This is a genomic window from Streptomyces sp. LX-29 (assembly GCF_029541745.1).
In the GTDB taxonomy this organism is placed as follows: Bacteria; Actinomycetota; Actinomycetes; order Streptomycetales; family Streptomycetaceae; genus Streptomyces.
Genome location: NZ_CP089746.1, coordinates 1 through 21269 on the forward strand (window position 1 = coordinate 1; position 21269 = coordinate 21269).

16 protein-coding genes and 1 pseudogene are annotated in these 21269 nt (G+C 68.4%); 8 read left to right on the plus strand and 9 right to left on the minus strand.

What is annotated here, in order from left to right:
- From LRS74_RS00005 to LRS74_RS00020, 4 genes are all read left to right on the plus strand, one after another.
- On the plus strand, positions 1-917 hold a 917-nt coding region (locus LRS74_RS00005), incomplete at its 5' end, for a hypothetical protein (protein WP_277738963.1).
- A gap of 209 nt (positions 918-1126) precedes the next feature.
- Positions 1127-1744, plus strand: coding sequence for a hypothetical protein (locus LRS74_RS00010; RefSeq protein ID WP_277738964.1), 618 nt, complete (start codon positions 1127-1129; stop codon positions 1742-1744).
- A gap of 86 nt (positions 1745-1830) precedes the next feature.
- Positions 1831-4215 carry a Mu transposase C-terminal domain-containing protein gene (locus LRS74_RS00015; protein ID WP_277738965.1) on the plus strand — a complete coding sequence of 795 codons (2385 nt, stop codon included), beginning with the start codon at positions 1831-1833 and terminating at the stop codon, positions 4213-4215.
- 101 nt (positions 4216-4316) lie between these two features.
- Positions 4317-5282, plus strand: coding sequence for an ATP-binding protein (locus LRS74_RS00020; RefSeq protein ID WP_277738966.1), 966 nt, complete (start codon positions 4317-4319; stop codon positions 5280-5282).
- 267 nt (positions 5283-5549) lie between these two features.
- Here the strand turns inward: LRS74_RS00020 and LRS74_RS00025 are convergent, their stop codons facing one another.
- Genes LRS74_RS00025 through LRS74_RS00040 form a run of 4 tightly spaced genes read right to left on the minus strand, consistent with a single transcriptional unit; the run spans position 5550 to position 8855 of the window.
- Complete coding sequence (locus tag LRS74_RS00025; protein ID WP_277738967.1) at positions 5550-6026, minus strand: Mov34/MPN/PAD-1 family protein; 477 nt, start codon at positions 6024-6026, stop codon at positions 5550-5552.
- The gene (locus LRS74_RS00030) at positions 6023-7303 is read right to left on the minus strand and encodes a ThiF family adenylyltransferase (RefSeq protein WP_277738968.1); all 1281 of its coding nucleotides are present in this window, start codon (positions 7301-7303) and stop codon (positions 6023-6025) included. Before LRS74_RS00030 ends, LRS74_RS00025 begins: the two co-directional genes overlap by 4 nt.
- A complete protein-coding gene (locus LRS74_RS00035; RefSeq protein WP_277738969.1) occupies positions 7297-7881 on the minus strand; it encodes a hypothetical protein in 585 nt (194 codons plus the stop codon). The genes LRS74_RS00030 and LRS74_RS00035 overlap by 7 nt, the downstream gene beginning before the upstream one ends.
- Positions 7878-8855 carry a hypothetical protein gene (locus LRS74_RS00040; RefSeq protein ID WP_277738970.1) on the minus strand — a complete coding sequence of 326 codons (978 nt, stop codon included), beginning with the start codon at positions 8853-8855 and terminating at the stop codon, positions 7878-7880. Before LRS74_RS00040 ends, LRS74_RS00035 begins: the two co-directional genes overlap by 4 nt.
- A 398-nt stretch (positions 8856-9253) precedes the next feature.
- Here LRS74_RS00040 and LRS74_RS00045 point away from each other — a divergent pair, with 398 nt between their 5' ends.
- Positions 9254-9397, plus strand: coding sequence for a hypothetical protein (locus LRS74_RS00045; RefSeq protein ID WP_277738971.1), 144 nt, complete (start codon positions 9254-9256; stop codon positions 9395-9397).
- Between the two features lie 15 nt (positions 9398-9412).
- Here LRS74_RS00045 and LRS74_RS00050 read toward each other — a convergent pair whose 3' ends face one another.
- The 3 genes from LRS74_RS00050 to LRS74_RS00060 all read right to left on the minus strand — a co-directional run bounded on the left by LRS74_RS00050 (position 9413) and on the right by LRS74_RS00060 (position 13575).
- Positions 9413-10882: an SAVED domain-containing protein gene (locus tag LRS74_RS00050; RefSeq protein ID WP_277738972.1), complete on the minus strand. Its 1470-nt coding sequence runs from the start codon at positions 10880-10882 to the stop codon at positions 9413-9415.
- A 1173-nt stretch (positions 10883-12055) separates the two neighbouring features.
- On the minus strand, positions 12056-12355 hold the full coding sequence (locus LRS74_RS00055; protein ID WP_277738973.1) for a hypothetical protein: 300 nt from the start codon (positions 12353-12355) through the stop codon (positions 12056-12058).
- Between the two features lie 275 nt (positions 12356-12630).
- Complete coding sequence (locus tag LRS74_RS00060) at positions 12631-13575, minus strand: hypothetical protein (RefSeq protein WP_277738974.1); 945 nt, start codon at positions 13573-13575, stop codon at positions 12631-12633.
- 331 nt (positions 13576-13906) lie between these two features.
- Here LRS74_RS00060 and LRS74_RS00065 point away from each other — a divergent pair, with 331 nt between their 5' ends.
- Complete coding sequence (locus LRS74_RS00065) at positions 13907-14878, plus strand: ATP-binding protein (RefSeq protein ID WP_277738975.1); 972 nt, start codon at positions 13907-13909, stop codon at positions 14876-14878.
- A 50-nt stretch (positions 14879-14928) separates the two neighbouring features.
- On the opposite strand, the gene istB is transcribed toward LRS74_RS00065, so the two are convergent.
- Together istB and istA are read right to left on the minus strand one after the other, a co-directional pair.
- Positions 14929-15735, minus strand: coding sequence for an IS21-like element helper ATPase IstB (gene istB / locus LRS74_RS00070; RefSeq protein WP_277738976.1), 807 nt, complete (start codon positions 15733-15735; stop codon positions 14929-14931).
- On the minus strand, positions 15735-16985 hold the full coding sequence (gene istA / locus LRS74_RS00075) for an IS21 family transposase (protein ID WP_277738977.1): 1251 nt from the start codon (positions 16983-16985) through the stop codon (positions 15735-15737). Before istA ends, istB begins: the two co-directional genes overlap by 1 nt.
- 166 nt (positions 16986-17151) lie before the next feature.
- Between istA and LRS74_RS00080 the strand changes: the two genes are divergently transcribed.
- Positions 17152-18534, plus strand: a complete 1383-nt coding sequence (locus LRS74_RS00080) for a P-loop NTPase fold protein (protein WP_277738978.1) — start codon at positions 17152-17154, stop codon at positions 18532-18534.
- A 1905-nt stretch (positions 18535-20439) separates the two neighbouring features.
- Positions 20440-21258 (plus strand): annotated as a pseudogene (locus LRS74_RS00085) (IS110 family transposase); the annotation flags it as partial.
- Positions 21259-21269: the final 11 nt, after the last annotated feature.

The window sequence follows — 21269 nt, forward strand, 5'->3', positions numbered from 1 at the left end:
CTAACAACCGCCCTACGGAAGAGGTGCTGCGGAGCATGGGCACCGGCCCGGTGCCCGTCGATCCCCAGTACACCGAGATGTATGTCAGCCGCTATGCGCGCGAACGGCTGGCCACCCTGGCCGGCCACACCGTCGCCGAGATGCAGGAGCGTCTGATCGGGCTGCGCGACGAATTCCTCATGCCCAAGAACGCCAAGGACGACTGGGAATGGCCCTGGGACGCGCGGGCCGGCTACATCGTGCAGGCCTGCTCCCTGTGTGCGGCGCGCCGCGGCACCCGCTCGCCCGCCTGGCTGATCCTTCCCGACCCTTGGCAGGTGTGCCTGCGCCACCAGCGCTGGACGGACAACTCCCGCAGCACCGACCCCCCCTACGTCGATCTGAGCGAGCTCGCGGAGGTCGTGCGCGCGCAGCAGCGCCTGAACCGGGTGCGCAAACGCCTGGGCCCTGCCGGACGGTGGGTGTTCGCGGACGCCTGTTCCATCCTCGTGCGCTCCGGGTATCTAGAGGACCCCGCGCAAACGAAGCAGTGGGGTGTCCTTGCGGCGCAGCTGGGCGAGCAGCGGGTGCGGCCCCTGGCGCAGTTCAGCCGGCTTTCGCTGCTGACCCGGGACCTGGCCTGGCTCGAGGTGCGCCGCCTGAACGGCGTACTGCGCAGCACCGAGTACCAGGACTGGCTGCCGCAGACAACGCACCGGCACGGCTACCGGTTTATCGAGCCACTGACCGTCTGGCACCGTCAGCACCGGCCTCTGCAGCGGGGCATTCCGCAGCTTTCCAGCGGGGAAGTGCCCGCAAGCGTCGACGTCCGAAGGGCGACAGGTCATGCCCTGCCCTCCCCTTTGGCGCCGGTGGAGGAACTGACATGCTTGCCGTGGGTGCGCATGCCCAACTCGATGGACCGGCTGTTTCTGTAGTCGTCCGCGCCGCGTACGCCTGCTGTGGCATTGCCTGATCAGCGCCCAGCGGCTATCCAGCAGCAGGCAAACGCCGTCAAGGAAGCAAGGGCATCTGCATCCTTTCGGGTGAACCACTGCGGCTGTGTCCCACGAGGCCGCAGGAGGCCCGGAGCCTGGTGGACATCTGCCGCGCAGCACGGCACGGCGCGGCAGGAGGGGAGCAGCTCGTGGACTTACAGGTGCGCTACCGCGACGACATGGGCCGCGAGCGCCTCGGCACTCCACGGGCGCTGCGCGGACTTCCGGTGGAGGAATGGCCGGTGCTGCACGAGCAGCGCGCCTACCGGGGACGGAAGTCGAAGGTGCGCCAATGGTGGTCGTCCACCACAAAGAAGGACGTCAGTTGCCGGTCCCGGGAACACGCGTATGCGGCCATGTTCCTCGACCGCGATCCGTGCGTCGTCTACCTGGCTGCACCGTCGCTGCAGGTCGAATGGCGCGAGGGTGAGCGTGCGGGGGTGGTGAACCCGGCGTTCATGGCACGCACCGTCGAGGGGCAGCAGATCATCTATCTGCACTCCCCCGACGGGAGGGAGCCGGACGATCAGGAATGGTCGGTGGCCCAGGCAGCCGCCGCGCAGGCGGGATGGCAGGTGGATGTCGCCCGCGCCCCGGGCGGCCAGCTGCGCCGCAATGTGTACATCGTCTCGCAGTTCCGTCACGACGAGTTCGCCGACGCCAGCGCCAGGGCCGTCCTGCTGGAGGCATTCGCCCGCCCTCTGCCGCTGAGCAGGGGCGCCGACGCGGTGGATCTTCCTCCGGGACAGGACCGTGCCAGCAGCTGAAACTTGCTGTGGACGCAGAACCTGACGACGCACTGGGATGAGCCCCTGACCCCCGACAGCCTGGTGTGGGCGGCCGGAGCGGCAGCATGAGCGCCGTCCTTTCCCTGCCGGTCGACGCCCCGGACGCGCCGGCCGGGACGCTCCGGCCGGGAATGACGGTCCAATGGAAGACAGGCCGCTATCTGGTGGGCGCCTTGCAGGGTTCCACCGTGCACCTGGCGGCGATGGACGACGGCGGCCAGGACGCGCTGGTGGTGGTCTGCGTCCTTGTATCCGCCCCGGACTTCGCCGTGTTGAAGGCCGATGGGATGGCGCAGGAGCCGGGAGCGGTGCCGGACCTGTCCGTACTGGAGCGGCTGGATGAAGAACAGCTGAAGGACGTGCGCCGCTGGGAGGAGCACGTCCGGGAGGTGCTGACCGGCCGCCCTGTCGGCGCCCGGGACGGCGCCTTCACTGCGCGGCGCGGCTACGATCTGGCGACCACCACCCGCACCGCCCGCTACGCCCGGAAGGCGGCCGAGCTGAAGGCGGCCGGCCTGACCGGGTCGGTCGCTACCGTGCAGCGCAAATGCCTGGCCTACGAAGCACACGGGCTGCTCGGTCTGGTCGACAAGCGGTGGCTGCGCACGAGCACCGTCCACGGCAACGTCGACGAGCGGGTGGTGGCGCTGATCCAGCAGGAGGACAAAGCCCAGCGCGGCGCGCCGGCGGGCACCTTCTCCCGGCTGTACAAACGGGTGCGCGCGGCGCTGCGACGCGCGCATCCGGATGAGTACCGCGACCTGATGCCGGCCCGTACCACCTTCTACGACCTGCTCAAGCGGCTGGGGATCTCGGCGGAGTCGCTGAAGGCGGCGCCTGGGCGGGGCAGTGATGCCACCGCCCCGCCCGAGCCTCCCTACCATCCGGCGCCGGTGTCGTTGCTGGGCGAGCGCGTGGAGATCGACGGCACCTGGCTGGACGTCCTGGCGCTCGGCGACGACGGGCGTCCCGTGGCAGTGGAGTTGACCTATGCCTTGGACGTTCTGAGCCGCAGCTTCATCGCCGGGATGATCGTTCCCAAGGCTTCGGGCCGGAAGAAGGGGCCGGGCAGCCGGCGCCGCGGCGGCCGCGGCACCAAGTCGCTGGATGCCGCGCTGCTGCTGAGTCAGGCGATGGCGCCGCTCGCGGCGCGCCCCGGCTGGTCGCCGCAGGCGCTGGCCGCCAACTCGGACCTGCCCTACGCCAAGATGCTGGCCGGCGATCCGCGGATGGCCGGCGCCGCGGCGCGGCCGGTGATCCGCCCGAAGACGGTGGTCGTCGACAACGCCAAGATCTTCAAGGCCCGGCACTTCAAGGACGTGTGCAGCATGCTGGGCATCGAGGTGGAGTCCGCCCGGGAGCGCACCCCCACCGACAAGGCGGTCATCGAACGCACCAACGCCTCGGTCAAGAGCATGTTCTCCCAGTTCGTCGCCGGCTACACCGGCAACAGCCTGGCCACGCGCGGCGACGACGTCGACAAGGAGCGGTTGTGGACGCTGAACGAGCTGCAGGATTTGTGGCACGAGTGGGTGGTCACCGAATGGCAGCGGCGGCCGCACGAAGGACTGCGCTCCCCCTTCCTTCCTTCTTTGGTCCTCACCCCGAACCAGATGTATGCGGCGGCGGTCGCCGTGGAAGGCGCCGTGCCGCGGCCGGTCACACCGGATGAGAGCCGCAAGCTGCTCCTCCAGGCGAAGCGGACCGTGACCCGCGACGGCATCAAGATCGGCAACCGTACGTATGTCAGCCATCGCATCCGGGAGTTCAAGAACCGACACAACGGCATTAAGGGACAGGGCCGGCGCTGGCCGGTCTACTACAACCCCTACGAGCCCAGCCGGGTGTGGCTGTACGACCACACGGTCGAGAAGGACCCCGCCCGCAGTCCGTGGGTGCCCTTCGATTTCAAGTGCCAGCACCTGATCCGCGACTCGTGGACCCAGTACCTGTGGGAGAAGGCCGCCGACCTCGTCGCCGGCCTCGTCGGCCGGGAAGGCGGCGAGGAAGAAATCGCCCGGGCCGTGGACGATCTCCTGGCCCGCGCACGGCGCGGCCCCTCCCCCACCTCCACCTCCGTCAAGCCGGTGGCCGCGTTCGTTCCGCAGCCCCTGGAGATCGCCGAAACACCGGCCAACCCGTATGCAGGGATCACCCGGGCCGAACCTGGCAGCGTGACGCCCGCACCGTCCCTCAACGTCGATGCCAAGGACCTCTTCCCGGGCCGCCGTGCCGCGCTGCCGGCCGCTGTGCCCGAACCCGCCGCCCCGCCGACGTCGCCGGGCCGGCCCCGGCCCCCGCGGCGCCGTCCCGCTCCGGCGGGAGCGCACAGCCTGGGCGGATCAGCCGGCGACATCTTCCGGGAACTGGCAGCGGATCCGTCCGAGCGGCCTGCGCCGCGGCCCCATCAGGACCCGCCCCCACCCAGCCAAGACCCGCAGGAGACGTGATGGACGCTGCGCGCACCGCCCCGAAACCAGCCGCCCCCGCAGCTCTCACTGCACGGTGGTCGCCGCTGGATCCCGAACTGCTCACAGTGCGGGAGGGGTTCATGGACTTCGTGCACCGCAAACTCGAGCCGCCGGACTTGCAGGACTGCGCCCCCAAAGGCACGAAGGTCACCGACACCGACCCGCGGATGATCTACCACGGAGAGATGATCCCCGTCTCCACCCCCGATGTGACCCAGGGGCTGAAGGACGCGCGGCGCACCCTGCGCACCAACCGGTTCCGCCCCACCGGAAAACGCATGAGCATGATCATCGATGGATGTGCCGGCAAGACCACGCTGCTGCTCCAGATCGGACGCGCCTACCAGGGACTACTGGAAACCGAGCGCAGGCCGGACAGCGAGTGGACCCCCGTCGTCTACATCAACGTCCCTCCGCGCCATGAAAGCAACATGGACTGGTCCCTGCCGCTCGCGGACTTCTTCGGCATGGACCACACCGTCAACATCGACAAGCGGACCTATCGCAGCACCGACATGACCGAACCGGTCATCCACGCCATGCGCGAAAGCCGTACCTCCCTGCTCCTCATCGACGGAATCGACCGCATCCACGACAGCGACCTGGCCGGTGCCTTCGACTACTTCGACTGCCTCCAGGCCCGCCTGCGCCTCTCGGTCATCTACAGCGGTCGCGGCGCCACCGACATCGTCAACGAGGGCCTGCACAACCGCCGCCGCACCGAACGGCCCCGCACCTCCGAGCAGTTCCGCAGCAGCCTGCCTGTCATACGGATCAACCCCATCCCCTTCCACGCGGGGCAGGAGGAGGGATGGCGCACCGTGCTGCGGGCCTACGACTCCAACCTCCGGCTCTACGGCCACGAGCCCGGCTCGCTCCTGGACCTCGAGGAAGAACTCCACGAGCGCACCGGCGGCTATATGGACACCCTCGACCAGCTCATCTGCCAGACCGCCCAGCAAGCCATCGAAGACGAGACCGAAGCCATCACCAAAGAAGCCCTCGACGACATGTTCGTCGGCCGCAATGACCCCGACGACGACTGACACCGCGCCGGTAAGGCGCGCCGTCCTGTGCAGCGTGCACGACCGGCCCGGCTGCTGCGGGCAGCCTGTTGCTTCGGCGTCGAACCATCGGGGCGTTCGGCGGCCCCGCATCCGTGGCGCCGCCCGACGGCCGGGACGCCGATGGTGAGAGCCCTGCCGCAGAGGCAGCCGTCGCCTGAGAGCTCTACGGTGCGGCTGGCCAGCCACCGGTGAACGGTGACGTGCTCTGGCGCCCCCGTTCTGAGCACCCGAGCTTCTTTCGGCGTCTCATCCGACAGAGCGGGAGAGCTGCAGTTGCACCGGCTCGATGCGGCCGAGGCGGCATGCCCAGGCTGCGCCCTCCCAACGGCCTGCCCGGGGAGCGAAGATCACCGCAATGACGCTGTGGAAGCCCAGTTCCGGATCGTTGAGAAGTTTCCTGTAGGTGGCGGCGTCGCGAGCGCTGGGGATGGGGCGGCTGGCGGGGTGGGTGTGCCATTCGCCGACCCAGACGCTGCCGTCGCTCGTGAATGCCTCGTCGGCCAGTGCCTGGGCGTGTGCCAGGTCGCGGAGGAAGTAGGTAGGGGTGCGCACGGCGGCAGGTCCGGGGGTTCCGGCGTGGTGGACGGTGACGATGTCGTGGGTGTGGTGGCCCAGCAGGATGCCTCCGGTTTCCGTGGTGTGGTCGGCCGTGCGCAGTTCGGTGGTGACGATTCGTGTGGCCGGGGCGGTGAGGTGCACGGCGGTGACGGGCTGCTGGGTCATGGGGCTTCGCAGGTGGGGCAGCCGGATCTCGGTGGTGTGGCGGGAAGCCAGCGCAGCTCGGCGGTGTGGCCGAGGTCGAAGGGTGGGGCCCAGTCGGGTTGGCGACGCAGGCCGAGCAGGGCATGCTCTCCCGGCAGTCGCTGGTCGGGGTGTCCGGCACGTTGGAGGACGGTGGCGACGGCGGTTTTGGCTGCGAGCTGGGCCACCAGATGCAGGTCGGAGCCGACGGCGGTCATCGGCCGGTGGCGGGTGCCGGTGCCGTACCCGGCGTCCAGGGCGAGCTCGGGGTCGAGGCCGCCTGCCTCGGCGAGGGTCCGGCGTCTGCAGGTGAGGCAGCCGTGCTGGGGCCAGGGGCGCAGTCGCAGGATTTCGCCGAGGGCGCCGTCCTGCAGGACGCACGCGAGCACTGCGGTGAGGCCGGCGCGGCGGGCCAAGTGGCCGGTGACGCGGCGCGGGGCTACTCCGTCTGCCGTGCATACGACGAGGTGGGTGTCCGCGAGGAGGGCCCGGATGTGGTCGGCGTGCTCGATGACGTCGAGGGCCAGAGCGCTGACGGTGGTGTCGGGGCGCAGTGCGGCGAGTTCCTCGGCGAGGGCGGTGACTTTGTGCCGGCCGATGTGTCGGCGGGCGCTGGTGTGCCGGACGAGGTTGTGCCAGTCGAGGCGGTCGGGGTCGACGAGGGTGAGATGGCCGACGCCGTAGCCGGCCAGAGCGTGGGCGGTGGCCGAGCCGATGCTCCCCGCTCCGACCAGCATGATGCGGGTGTTCTGCAGTTCCTTTACGGGCCAGTGACCGCCGAGCTGCCGAATCCCGGTGGTTTCGGGCTCAGCTGACGCCTCGATGGGCTGGAAGCCCGCGCGGGTGACGTGCCAGGCGACGAGGTCGGGCAGACCGCTTTCGGGGAAGGCGTCCTTCACGCCGGGGGCGTGGGTGATGGCCACATAGCCGCCGTCGCCCGGCGTCTTGAAACCGCTGGGCACCGCGTCCTTGAACGCGTCCAGCTTCATGGATGTGCCCCGCCGTGCCCGCAGGAGGTACCAGAGCGCGTGCAGTTCACTGTTGGCCTGGTACCAGTAGCCGGTGGGACGGGAGTCGCAGCCAGCGAGCAGGCGAGGGGCAGGGGGCGGCGGGTCGACCGAGATGATGGAGCCGCCGCCCTCGGAGATGCCGCCCACCACCGCTAGGTCGTCCGGATGGCTGATACGCAACGACAGTCGGCCCCACGCGCCCGAGGCGCGGAATGTGGTCGCGGCGTCCTGTGGGATGAGGATCAGCACGAGGGACCGTCCTGTCCGCCGGTGTCCAGCTCAGGGTGGTCAGTGGTGTCCTCGGGTGACGGGGGCTGGGCCAGGAAGTGGTCGAGGCGATCGTCGGTGACGATGCCGCTGCCGGTCATCTGCTCGATCGTCTGGTGTTTCATCAACGCGTACTCGATCCGCCAGCCGGCGGCCTTCAGCAACAGATCGACAACCGACTCGCGGCCCGTCCATACATCGTCCCGCAGAAGGCACAGGCTGGCGTCACCGTTGACGTGCCAGCGGTGCTGGGTCCATTCAAACGGTTCGGGCAGTGGATCCACGGGAACGAGCCGGGGCGCCACCATGGGGTAGGCCTGGCTGTACTCCAGACACACAAGGAGCCCTTCCTCGCCGATCCAGGCGGTGAGATGCTCGGGCTCGGGCCTCTCGAAAGGCCAGCGGGGCAGCCTGCCCTCCCAACTCCCTGCTCCGGCCTCGTTCCAGACGAGGCCGGGGAACTGAGCGGTGATCTCCGCATGGTCACGGTGCAGTCGGCGCGGTTCGCACGTCCACCAGGTGTGGTGCGTGCGGCCGTTGGGCGTGTGTGCGGTCGTCATCCCTGGGGTGCGTCCTTGATGGGCCGCGGAGTGATGAGCGCGGGTGTCCCGGTGATCAGTGAGGCTGGCTTGGCCGGAGCGGCAGGGGCCGGGAAGTCGTCGCCGAAGATCTTCTGCCACAGCCGCAGCGCGTTGTCGGTGTCTCCCTCGGCAGCAGCAACGCAGGCCCGCTCCGCGAGGTCTGCTGCGTCGGCGAAGGCATCGGACAGACCTGCATGGTCCAGGTCCGGCTGGATCTGACCACACAGCCCCGCCGGGTCCCACACGCCCTCGTGGACGCGGACCGCAGCGGCGGTGAAGAACGTCTTCAGTGCCTGGGAGCGGTTGCCGGACCTGGGCATGCAGTTGAGGGCGAGGACCTCCATGACGAGAGACTTGATGCCTCCCTGGACCGGGGCGGTGAGCCGCCACTGTTTGAGGACCCTGACCAGAGGCCGGAAGTGCGGCCAGTCCCGCTGGTGATCGGCGACTTGGCCGATGAGGTATTCCGGGTTGGCCGGCACCCACCGGGTGTTCAGCTTTTCGGGGATGAGCAGCGAGCCGTCCTCCTGGCGCAGGGCGGCCATGACGTCGACGGTGAAGGCCTCCGGGTCCTCGGGGTCGTCCAGGAAGCACTTGACTGCGTGATTGCGCACGAGAGTGTGCCGAACCTCGTTGGCGTGGGTGCCGTTGGTCTGGCTCAGCAGCCGGTTGACCTGGGTGCGGACGTACTCGAGAGCGTCCTGGGCGCTCGGGCCGTCGTTCCCCCACTCGGGGTGCTCGTCGGGGTCGTAGACGATCACGACATCGACGTCGTGGATGGGCTTGAGCTGCGTGCTGCGGCTCAGAGAACCCGAGCCGAACGTCTCCACGACGTCCGGCTCGCTCAACAGCGCGGTTTTGAACAGGTCCCTGCGCTCGCGGGCCAGTCTGGTTTTGCCTATGTCTTCGTTGACGGTCTTCTGGAACGCGTCGAATGCGTCGTCGATCCCCATGCGGTGTGCCTCCTCGGGCGCGTCGTCCAGCCCGGGTGCACGCCGCGGCCGCCGACCCGGGCTGGGGCGCGGCGGCCACAAACAGGCATCTATGGCTGCTCGTTCACCACAGTAAGACCCACCACTGACAAACCCTCCTGCATCAGGACTAGTTGATCATTTACGGCAGCGGCCATCCGCATCGGAGCCGCGTGCTTGATGCAGGTCAGAGAGACCGTCTGAGCTGCTGCCTCGCATCGAGGACCCGCCGGGCCGGGCCCAGGACCGATGCAAACCTCGGCTAACGGCAGGGGGACGAGACAGCCGGCCAGGGAAGACACACTCCTCGCATCTCCGGCGGGCATACCCCGAAGGGACAGCCCGGGGAGCGGGCTCAGCGTCTGGGCGGGACCGCTGCGGTGGTGGGGCTGTTGTTCTTCCACGGCCCGCTGCCGGTCGCCGTCGCGCTGGGCTGGCTCACGGCCCGCGACCGCCTCGCCCGGCTCCACCATGACATGCGCTTGGCACGCGGCACCACGACGCCTCCGGCGGCGGGACCGTAGGGGCTTAGCGAGCCCTCATGCGTCGATGACGAAGGCCTTCTCATATACCTGCTGTGCGTTGACGTCCTCGTACACGGTGGTGGGGCGCAGCCGGTTCCACCGGTTGCCCAGCAGCAGGGCCAGGCCCATGGGGCCGGCCTGGAAGAGGTGGATCGCGGGATGTGCGCGGCAGGCACGGCGCAGCAGGTCCCGGATACCGATGGCCAACGCGCTGGCCATCGCGGCATCCGGGATGGAGTTGTCCTTCGCCCCTCCGGGCGGGCGCAAGACCAGCAGCCGGGAGACGGGCACCCGATGCTCGCGCAAAAAGTCCAGCACGTCCTGCGTGGGGTCCGTGGCGACCGCGACGGCCACGGCGAGATCCGTTCCAAGGTCAAGGGTGTGCTCATCGACGGCTGGCGTCAGCGGAGAGTCGTACGCTGCGGTGGATGACCACAGCTGTTCACGCTGAGCCACGGCAAGGTCGGAGCCGGCCACCATGCGGAAGGCGGCACCGACCACGAAAGCGGGTGCCAGACGCAGGCTGCCGGTGACAGCGACCGTGGTGGTGCCCGGCGGCATCCGGTACGGCGCGGCCTCAATGTCCGCCTGCAACTGCGCCCAGGTGGCCGGGGCCAGCGGACGCCGCTTCACATACGGTGAGGCTCCCTCGAAGCGATCCACCCAGTCCAATGCGTAATCGGCGTCCTCCGCCATGGGATCCGGCTTCAGGGTGGCGATGGACAGCACCGGACGCGATGAGCCGGCTTCCAGGCCCAGGGCCCGGATCGCCTCCCTGATATCCGCCAGGGACAGGCGGCGCTGCCCGTCGGCGACTTGACGGGCCACCCAGTCCGCGCCGGAGTGCATGGCCTCCTCGCTGAACCGCAGCCCTGCGGCGAACATCAGCATCTGCAAGTGCTCATGCAGGTGCATCACGTCTCGTGCCAGGTCGAAGCGCAGCACCTTCAGCAAGTCCAGCAGCCTGTCCTCACTCAGCCCGGCACCGTCGGCCCAACGCCTGTGTGCCTGACCCTTCTTGGAGCCCGTGCCCTGCTGCGCCGCCTTCGGAACCAGAAGCTGAGTGCGGGAGTCCCTCAGCGAGATCAGCGGGTCTTCCGCATCCGGGGACCGGTTGCTCAGCAACGCGAGATCGACCGGAGTGCCGCCCTCGGTGAGCTTCTCCCAGGCTTGCGCCATCTTCCGCAGGATCGACGGGCCGCCGCGATCGCTGAGCTTGAGCAGGTAGTCACCGTTGACCGGGGTAGAGCTGTCCGCGGCGTACTTGACCTGCATGTAGGTGTGCGGCGGCACCTGCCGGTACAAGACGACATCGTCCAAGTTCCCCGCGTCGTCGACCTCGACGCCCACCGCCACCACCGGGTTGGACGCACGCAGCGCCGCATCCCGGACAGCGGCGACACACCCCTGCCACGCAGCCAGCCACTGATAGCGGTCACCAGCAATACGGACACCCGTCGAGCTCGGGGCAGGCAGGTCTCGCACTGAAACGATCTCCCAGGCGTCGGGCCGCCGCGCTTACGGCCATCGGCATGCTCAGCCGAGCATCGCCGCAAGCAAGGCCAAGTGGGAAGCCCTCGCACCCACCGGCAGTCGGGCGGGGCCACAGACTCTCGCCCGCCCACCGGCATACCGCCCAGGACCCCGAAAGCCTTCTCGGTCGCTGCTTCATACCGCGTCCGAGAGCAGTTGATGTGTGTCCGGATCAAGTCGCGGCGTGCCAGGTCAGAGGACCTCGAATCAGAGAAGCAGCAGGTCAGACGTTTCAGAGAGTCGTCCGGCCCTAGTCGAGATCCTGCAGGCCAGAGGCTCTCAAGTCGTCGACGCAGGCCTCACCTCTGGCTGGTCGTGACAGCCCTGCGCAAGCAGAGGTGCTCCGGACACCCACTCCGCGACCATGACCGGGTTACGGTACGCCCCGCGAAGCGGGGGTGCTCCGCACTCCAGCGCGCTCACGGCGGCCGTGATCGTCTACGCCCTGCGCCAGCAGGGAGCTCCGCCGGCAGGCTCGACCACGGTCCTGTAGACCCCCCTCAGCCCCGCGCGCAGCGAGGGTTTCCACCCTCGCGGTCAAGACCTGCCTACGCGAACGCTCGGACCCGCGCCAGCGGGGGTCGACCGTGGTTGGTTCAGCTCCAGTCATCCTGAGCCGCGCGCTAGCGAGGGTGTTCCGTTCTCTTACATCCGGCGCGTCTTGATGCGGTCCTCAGCCCTGCGTCAGCGGGGGTCGACACGCGTGAGCTGGAAAGGGGCGTCACCGTCCCCGCCCTGCACAACAGGGGTGACTCGCGTCGGCTGGGTTTCACCCTCGTCCCGCTGGCCTGAACCCCGCGCAAGTAGGGGTGACTCCACCCTGGCGGTCAACAGCTGCCTCCGTGATCTCTTCCTTGCGCTAGCGAGGGTGACTCAAGGGGCACGATCCGAGCGATGCTGCCCGCCTTGCACTCCGACGGGCCGAACCACACGGCCCATGCGTGCGGGAGTGACCATGAGATCCTCGCCCTGTCAGGGCACGCACTCCAGGAAGGCCAAGCAGGCAAGGCGTGCCCCACCAGCGCAGGACGGATCGTGTGAGGACCCTGTCGCGCCTGGGAGGGAGCGGGGCATGGGTTCATTCGGCGCAACTGCGGTCTGAGGTCGGCTGGCGGCGGGCTGGGCTCAGGCAGCGCCTTCGTGCTGCTGTGCCCGGGCAAGCTCAAGTGCAGAGCGCGAAAGTTCAGTGCCGGGTTGGTGTGGGCGGTTGAGGAGCTTCGTCAGTCCTTTGGGGGCTTGGCTCCAGTGGTCGGCGAGCGATACCTCTGCGCTGAGGTCGTCCAGGAGCTGGGTGATGACCCAGGCGGCTTCTGTGGGGCGGTCACCGTAGCCGTGCCCCCACCACAGGTGATCGTGGGGGGCACACGGCGCCGGGTAGATCCTGCGATCCGTCGTGGTCACCCATACCTTGTCGTCCAGGATCAAGGACTTGAGTTGGGCCCCTCGGCCGGGGAGCTGGAGCGGGGCGAGGAAGATCCAGGCGCGCCTGCCCGTTGATCGGATTCGGACGGCTGGGGTGCCGGTGCTGACGTCCATATGGAAGGTGACGTCCTGGGCATCATCGGCGAGGACCGCGTGCAGTGCGGACGGAGCACATGGGCGCAGTTGTGTCGCCCACTGGCGAGCGGCGGGGCTATGGTCGCTCACTTCCATGCGGGCGCCGAACGGCAGGAGGGTAGGGTCTCGGCGCATCACGATGCTCAGGGGCTCATAGGCTTCGAAAAGCTGGCTGGACGCGAGAGCCTGCAGCCTCGGGTGAGCAGGTCGCGGTCATCCGTGCGAGGCAGGGGGTAGCCCTCGGTTGGATGGTGCGCTGCGATGAGGAGTGGTGCGCCGTCTGGGCTGGTGCCGTACTCGCCGAAGATACGAGTGTCGCTGTTGACGCTGTCGACGCGTTGATTGTGTAGTGAGTTGGCCAGGTCCGTGAGGGCTGTCTGTACCTCGGGGAAGCTGCGCCAGGGGCCAGCCGCTTCGCGCAGGGATGTCTCCTCCTCTTCGGGCAGGAGTTCGGCGATGGTGACCGGTGCTCCTGGCGACCATTGGCTGATTACGTCGGCGCGCCGTAGGAGGCCCGGCCACCAGGGCAAGCGTTGTCCGACGAGTTTTGTGACGGTACCCCACTGGGCCTCATATTCCAGTTGGGGCTGTGCGGTGTCGGCGGCGATCAGGGCTGGTCCGGTGGCTCCGATGTCGCCGAACAGGGAACACACCGTGACAACGCCCTGGGCGTCGGCGACCTCGGACAGCTCTTCGGCCATGGCCGCGGCTGCGGCTCTGCGGGTCGTATGAAGGATCCGTATGACGCCGAGGTCCGTCTCCCAGTCCGTCGCCGGCCCCTGGGAGGTTGGCTGGAATCCGATCCACTTGCCAGGGGCGAAAGTTCGCGCTTTCAGGGCGGGGTTGAGCAGCACAGCGCCGTGGTCGCAGAACCGGTGATGAGTGGCGGCCCAGACGTAGACTGCGCTCCCGTCCCACCGCCAGTGGGCCTTCTCCCCACGGGCTCGCTGGAACGCGTCGAGGTGCTCTCGTTCTCCTGGAGGGAAGTCGTCGGCTTCCTCCAGGAGGTGGTCCAGTTCGCCCTGGGCCAGATGAAGGAGTGCCTCCACCTCGTGCTTGCGCAAGTCCACTGAGTGCAGCACGCCCACTGCGCCGCCCTCCTCAGTGAAGTTTCCTGGTCCATGCCGTATGCGGGTCTGACCGGGTTGCACGATCAGGCCCTCGTCATGGCGGCAGCGTATAGCGGTGTGACCGGCGGCGTATGCCTGATCGCCTCCGTCGGGCCTGCCCGAGATGGTGAGCAGGGCTTCAGCGGGCGACATTGCGTCAACTTCTGCCGCATCGTGCGCTGCTGTGCCGCGGGACCTCCTACGATGCTGGCTCGACCCCTCGGCTGTCCACTGCGGCCGGTCAGCGGCGCGGTCCTTTCGGTTCCCGGGGGCAAGGGATCCTCGTTCGTCGTTTCCTGGGAAGGTATGGATGACCAGCGGAATCTGGCACCTGGAACCCCGGCAGGTCCGGCCCTGGTACGAGCGCGCCGTCGTGGCGTCGTTTCATCAGCCCGGGATCCGTGCGTACCTGGACCTGCAGCGCCCGCAGGTCACCAGAGAGCGGCTGCGGGAAGCTTTCGATCAGCCTCGCATCATCACTGAGGTGCTGCAGGCGAGCACGATGTATTTCAGCGTGCGGCGGAGAGCGGCCCGTGCGGACGCGCTGCGCGGCCGACTCGCGCAGGCGCGTGATCGATGCCGGGTGACGCTGTTCTTGCCGCTGATCCTGGTGAGCCTTCTGTCCTGGTGGGTCGCCTACGTCGCGATCGGGTTGCCCTGGTGGTTGGGGCTTGCCGCCCTCCTCGCGGCCGTGGGATGCGGTGGTGTCCGGGAGCTGCGGGACGCGGGAGGACGGGACAACCTCCTTGCCCAGGTCCAGACGGTCGTGCTGTTCGTGGAGTGGGCGGTGTGTGCGGTCGACGCAGAAGTGCGCCTTATGCGGTGGTCGACACGCCAACTGAGGCCGGTGATCGCTCCGGTCATGCAGCGTGAGATGACGAGGTTGCTCGGTCCTGATTACGAGTCGCTGTTCGTGGCCCGCAGCCACGAAGGTCTCGTTGATGCCGCCAATGCGCGCTACTGGATCTCGACACGCACCGAAGTGGCGCTCCAGCAGAAGCTGGACCAGATGAGCGGTGGAGCGATCGCGATCTGCGGTCCACGCGGTGCCGGCAAGAGCACCCTGCTGAAGAAGGCCTGCCAAGGCATCCTCAACGGGCGTCCCTATCCGCATTTCCACGTGATTGTCCAGACGCCGGCCAACTATCGGCCGGAGGAGTTCCTGCTATCCCTGTTCCAGTCCGTCTGCCGCAACTACCTTGCCTTGTACGGGCGCCGGCCGCGGGCACCGTTCCTGTTCCGTTCGCGGGCCCGAACCGTGTCGGCGACGCGTGAATCGTGACCCACATCCGACGGGTGAAAAGTGACCCCCCACTGCTCAGTTGATGTTGGTCATTCCCCGCTGTTGGCCGCGGGAACCCGTCCGAGGTCTCGGCCGCGCATGCGGTAGCTGTCGCCCTTCAGCGAGATCACTTCAGCGTGGTGGACGAGGCGGTCGATCATCGCGGCGGCGACGGTGTCGTCACCGAAGACCTCGCCCCAGCGTCCGAAGGGCTTGTTGCTGGTCACGATCACCGAGGCGCGTTCGTAGCGGCCCGAGATGAACTGGAAGAACAAGTTCGCTGCCTCGGGTTCGAAGGGGATGTAGCCCACTTCGTCGACCACGATCAGCGGGATCCGGCCCAGGCGGGTCAGCTCGTCGCTGAGCCGGCCTGCTTGGTGGGCTTCGGCGAGGCGGGTGACCCACTGGGCGGCGGTGGCGAAGGCGACCCGGTGGCCGGCCTGGCAGGCCCGGATGCCGAGGCCGGTGGCGAGGTGGGTCTTGCCGGTGCCAGGCGGCCCCAGGAAGATCACGTTCTCCTTCCCGACGACAAAGTCCAGCGTCCCCAGATGGGCGATGACCTCGCGTTTCACCGACCGCTGATGGTCGAAGTCGAAGTCCTCCAGCGACTTGCGAGAGGGGAAACGGGCCGCGCGGATGCGTCCCTCGGCGCCGTGGGAGTCGCGGGCGGCGACCTCCCGCTGCAGGCATGCGGCCAGATACTCCTCGTGGCTCCAGCTCTCGTCGCGGGCCCGTTCGGCGAGCCGTGCTGCCGCATCCCGCAGGGCCGGGGCTTTCAACGCCTTGGTCAGATAAATCAGTTCGGAGCCGACGTCGCGGCTGGTCCGGGCCTGGTTCGTGCCGTTCTTCGTGCTCATCACGCTGCCCCTTCGCCCGTGCTCAGCCCGCCGTCGATGACACCGAAGATCCGGTCGTAGGTCTCCAGCGACCGTTCCTCGACCTCCGTCACGTCCACTGGCGCCGCCTTCGTGCTGGCAGCCTTCTTCCGTGCGGCTGCGGCAGCGGCCGCGTGGTCCGGGTCGGTGATGGTCTGGTGGCGAGCCCAGCTGCGGGCATGCCGGGCGACCTCGACGCCGTCGCAGGTCACCAGGACCTGGTCCAGGTCCGCGGTGACTTCGATGCGGCGGCCGACGGCCAGTGGATGCACCGAGTAGTCGCAGGTGTCCAGGCGGACGTAGTGGTCCCGGGGCAGCCGCAGCGATGCCTTCCACCAGCCCGGCGGGGCGACCGGCGGCAGGGCCAGCATCCGGGAGCGGTCCGCTTCCAGCCGGTCCGCCGGACGAGCCTGCAGGCTGCGGTGAATGCGCCGGTTGGCCTTGGTCAGCCAGTCGGCGAGCTGAATGTTGAAATCGGCCGGCGAGGTGAACACCCGCCCGGGCAGGAACGACGTCTCCAGATAGCCGTTGGCCCGTTCGACCAGCCCCTTGGCCTCCGGATCCCGGGGCTTGCAGAGCAGGAACTTGATGCCCAGCAGCCCGGCGAACGCGGCAAACTCGTCGGTCAGTTGAGGTCCCCCGGACCGCCAGGAGCCCACAGCACCCTCGTTGTCCCAGACCAGCACCCGTGGGACGGCGCCCAGCTCGGTCAGCAGCCGCCAGTGCCCGGCGATCAAGTCGGCCGCCGACCTGGAGGGCAGCATCCGGGCGGTGATCCACCGCGAGTAGCCCGCGACCATGACCAGCACCGGCGGCCGCCCGACCTGCCCGAAGCCGAGCGGGATGTCGGCGGGCGGGAACCACAGGTCGCACTGGCCGATCTCGCCCGGCTCATAGACCGTCCGCGAGGCTGGATCCGCGGGCCGATAGGCCGGCCGCAGGTCTCGGACCCGGTCCTTGAGCACCGTCAGCCCGCGGTCCCAGCCGATCCGCTCGGCGATCACCGTCGCGGGCATCTCCGGCCACTGCTCGAGCAGTTCGCGGATCTGCGGCTCGACCGCGTCCACGATGGAGCCCTTCGGCGCCCGCTGGTACTTCGGCGGCGCGTCGTCCGCGATCGCCCTGCGGACGGTGTTCCTCGAGATCCCCAGCTTCCTTGCGATCGCCCGCACCGGCATCTGCTCGGCCCGGTGAAGCCGACGGATCTCCGCCCAGTCCTCCACGCTGATCACCACTCCTCCCGGCCTGGCTCAACGAGCCAGACCCCTGGAGGGGGTCAACTTTCAAGCGTCGCTACTGGTCCACTTTTCAGCCGTCGCCGACAGAACCGCACACTGGCCACGCCGTCTGTACTGGTCGGCTCGCCGATGGGTCCAGCTGGTGGCCGGGGTCGGTCTGGTGGTGCTGGCAATCCAGGACGCAGTCCGCGACCTTGCCGACGGCGCCTACCGGTCTGCTCGCCCTGCGGTGTCGGGCTGGGCAGCGAGCGTGTGGGAGTGGGCTGTGACTGCGTGGCACGACAGCCCTTCGCTCACCCGCATGGTGCTGTGTGCGGTGGGGCTGGCGTTGGTGTGGCGCGCGGACGTGAAGAGCTGGCTCAGCGGACGGCCGGTACGGCGCCTGGTCCACGACTGCCACAATTACCTCAACCTTCTGCAGCGCATCCAGACCGTCGGCACGTTAACGTCGCTGGGAGCGTCGGGCGGCGGCCTCACGTTGGGTTTCGGCCGCAACAGCGGCAGTACCTCGCGGACCTTCACCTACCCGGAGCTGGTCTGGGAGTTCCGCAGCCTGCTCACGCGCATTAGCGCCGTCGAGCGGCAGGACAACTGGAAGGTCTTCATCGGGATCGACGAACTCGACCGTCTCGGATCGACGGAGCAGGCACGCGCGTTCCTCGCCGAGATCAAGGCCATCTTCGACGTGCCACGCGTGTACTTCATCCTGTCGGTATCGGAGGACGTGGGCGCGGCCTTCATCCGGCGCGGCCTTCCCACACGCGACGTCATCGACAGTTCCCTTGAAGACGTCATGGTCATCGAGCCGCGGACACTGCCCGAGTCGGGCGTACTGCTGCAGACCCGGGTTCCTGGATTCACGGACCCGTTCGTGGCGCTCGTCCACGCACTGTCCGGAGGGATCCCACGCGACCTCATTCGCTACACCCGCAAAGTGACCGAGATCCACCGGAGGACCGGACAAGCCGGCCTGGCGGCCCTGGCACGCGAACTGCTGTGGGAAGAAGCCGCCCAGGCGCTGTCAGGGTTCCGCGTGCTGCTCGCCCACCAGGAGGGGTCCGCCCGCTCGGCGCAGACGGTGCACGACCTGCACACTCTGATCTCCCTGATCCGCAGCGCGGATCCCACCAGAGCGAACCCAGAAGTCGAGCAGCGCATCCTCCACCTGGCCCACATGGCACACCCGCCTCATGCAGACAGCGTGAACCCCGCCGACGAGCTCGCCCAACGCTGGGAAGAATTCTCCTGCTACCTCCACTTCATCGGCACCCTGCTCGAGGTCTTCGCACGCCGCAACTACGCCGCGCGCAAAGCCGCCTACACCGGCCCCACAAAGCCCCACGGCGACCCCCAGCGACTCGCCGAAGCACGCCTGGAAATGACCGTGTCCCCACACAGCGCCCGCAAGATCCTGGAACAGTTCCGAACGCGCTGGGCACTCCGCCCCGCCGCCATCCCACCGGCCACGCAGCGCTCCACTCCCCCGCTCTCCGGGCTTCGGCCCGAAAGTCACGTCACCCTCCCCGGCAGCAGGACACCATGACCGGCATCCTCTCCGCGTCAGAGCCCGGATAGGAGAGTGTGGCCCACGCTGACAGCCGGTAAGCACTCCGCCGGGGCAGGAACCTGATGAAAGCCCCGACGGAGTCGGTCCCGTGTCGGGCGTTGATGCCGTCGCCGGCATCCCAGTGCCAGTCAGGGTGTACCGCCGACACTCCGGCGGGCGACCGGGTCCCGTCTTGGCCCCGCGCAAGCTGGGATGTTCCGGCATGGATAAGGTGGTCGCACGACCACCGAAGATACGCCCTGCGTAGGCAGGGGTGTTCCGACCGTTGCCCACAGACCCGGGATCTCGGCCAGCTACGCCCTGCGCAAGCAGGGGTGCTCCGGCGCACGAGTGCTGGCACGACGGCGAGGCGTGCTACGCCCTGCGAAGCAGGGGTGTTCCGAGGGCCAGGACATCCAGGCGGGTGGTGTCGACCTCAACCCCGCGCAAGCAGGGGTGTTGACGTCCTGCGGGCCTCATCGACCACCGCAAAGTCCCTGCGCACCCTGCGTGAGCGGGGTGTTCCGCGACGGACCTGACGTCGAGCCAGCTCTCGCCCTGGTCCCCCGCACAGGGGCACGTCACGGTTGGCGCGTTAGCCCGCTTAGGGGATAACGCGGCACGAAAGCCCAGCTCACGGAGCATTTCGTATACCGAATCTCACTACAGTGAACAGGGCTTTCTCATGAGCCGGCCACATCAATTCTCACCTGATGTCTCACCTCATGCCTGCCATCGAACGGTGATTCACGCCAGGATCAGGTTCCTCACTCAGACATCTCACTGAGAATTTCTGTAGGCAACGGCGTGAGAGTCAGCACCCTGTGCACCCGCCACCACAGCCACGACGCCACCGACACCGCCTGGGCTCATCGGCCGCCGCACCGACTGGTGTGCCCACGCCACCACCAAGCCGCCCCCGACCCACGACTCACGACCACCGTCCGCACCTGGGCCGCGCCCGGACTCGCCACTGGCGCACCACGCACACCAGCGACTCCTACGGCACCCACGCGCCGCCACCGCCTGGACCACAGCGCGCGCCATCACCACCCGCTGATACGACCACCAGCAACACCTCACCCACCGCTGGCACACCCGCCTCAACCAGCTCTGCGCGACCAACCCCTACCTGACCACCACGGGCAGCGCCTCCCCCACACTCCTGGCGCGCGACCTGATCACCTACCCCGAAACCGTTGCTCTCGCCCGCGCACTCGCAGCCCTCCCGAACCGGCCGCATCGCACCACCGACGACGCCCTCAGCCTCATCGCCCAGCGACTCGGACTGCCCCGCCTGACCAGCAACGCGAACGATCCCCTCCGGGCCTTCCTCACCCACACACGCCGCTGACCAGCATCATCCAGAACCCCAAGCCCTCAGAGAGCACAACCGCCCATAGACGCACCACCACACCTACGAGAAAACCAAGATCAATCCCACATAACTACTGAACCGCAGACCAAGCCCCCGAACAACCAAACCGAACACAGCACCAGGCCACGCCCATCACGCCCGAACGCAGCCGCTCCAGCCGTCCCGATTCCCACCCCAAACACGGAACACCAGACCCGAACGACCAAGCCCCCTGAAAATCAATGCTCCGTCACAGACCAGCAGGAACGACTGTCCACGCTGGGCGTCAAGCCGCTTGAGGCGCCCCCGGCCCCGTTATCTTCTCCACGGCCCCGCAATGGGGCTCCCGGCCTCCGGGCTCGGCATGACTTCTCCCCCCCCTGTTGGAACCACATGATCCGGGGGGTGGTGTCACCGGTCCCGGAGGCACTGGTAGACCGCTGATAAGGGCAGGACCGCCGCAGTTTCGGCAGGCTCTTCATAACGTGGATGCCGGAGACCGGTGCCGCAGGTGAGGCCGGGTGGGCAAGACCTCTTCGTGGAGGATGCACGTGACCGAGCTCGACCAGGTGAACGTCTTCGTGGGCCTGGACGTCGGCAAGGGTGAACACCACGCCACCGCCCTGACGCCCGCCGGGAAGAAAGCGTTCGACAAGCGGCTGCCCAACAGCGAACCCAAGCACCGCGAGCTGTTCACCAAGCTCCAGGCCAAGCACGGGACCGTGCTCGTCGTGGTCGACCAGCCCGCTTCCATCGGGGCTCTGCCGCTGGCCGTGGCCCGCGAGACCGGATGCCGCGTCGCCTACCTGCCCGGCCTGACGATGCGGCGGATCGCCGACCTCTACCCCGGCGAGGCCAAGACCGACGCCCGCGACGCCGCGATCATCGCTGATGCCGCCCGCACCATGCCCCACACCCTGCGCGACCTCGCACCCACCGACGAGGCCCTCGCCGAACTGGAGATGATCGTTGGCTTCGACGACGACCTCGCAGGCGAGGCAACCCGCATCAGCAACCGGCTCCGCGGCCTTCTGACCCAGATCCACCCCTCACTGGAACGGGTCCTGGGCCCAAGGCTGGACCATCCCGCGGTCCTGACCATGCTGGAACGCTTCGGATCTCCAGCCGCGTTGCGCAAGGCCGGACGTCGCCAGCTGATCAGCCTCGCCCGCCCGAAGGCTCCGCGCATGGCCGAGCGACTGGTCGGCGACGTCTTCACCGCCCTGGACGAGCAGACCGTGATCGTTCCCGGCACCGACGCGGCCGCCCTGATCGTCCCCAGCCTGGCCGGCTCCCTGCGGGCCGTCCTCGACCAGCGCAAACTCATCGAGAAGCGGATCGAGGACCTGCTGGAGGCCCACCCTAATGGGCAGTG

Coding starts and splice junctions, on each gene's coding strand:
- LRS74_RS00015 (WP_277738965.1), top strand. CDS start 1,831: ATGAGCGCCGTCCTTTCCCTGCCGGTCGACGCCCCGGACGCGCCGGCC.
- LRS74_RS00020 (WP_277738966.1), top strand. CDS start 4,317: ATGGACTTCGTGCACCGCAAACTCGAGCCGCCGGACTTGCAGGACTGC.
- LRS74_RS00025 (WP_277738967.1), bottom strand. CDS start 6,026: ATGACCCAGCAGCCCGTCACCGCCGTGCACCTCACCGCCCCGGCCACA.
- LRS74_RS00035 (WP_277738969.1), bottom strand. CDS start 7,881: ATGACGACCGCACACACGCCCAACGGCCGCACGCACCACACCTGGTGG.
- LRS74_RS00040 (WP_277738970.1), bottom strand. CDS start 8,855: ATGGGGATCGACGACGCATTCGACGCGTTCCAGAAGACCGTCAACGAA.
- LRS74_RS00065 (WP_277738975.1), top strand. CDS start 13,907: ATGACCAGCGGAATCTGGCACCTGGAACCCCGGCAGGTCCGGCCCTGG.
- istB (WP_277738976.1), bottom strand. CDS start 15,735: ATGAGCACGAAGAACGGCACGAACCAGGCCCGGACCAGCCGCGACGTC.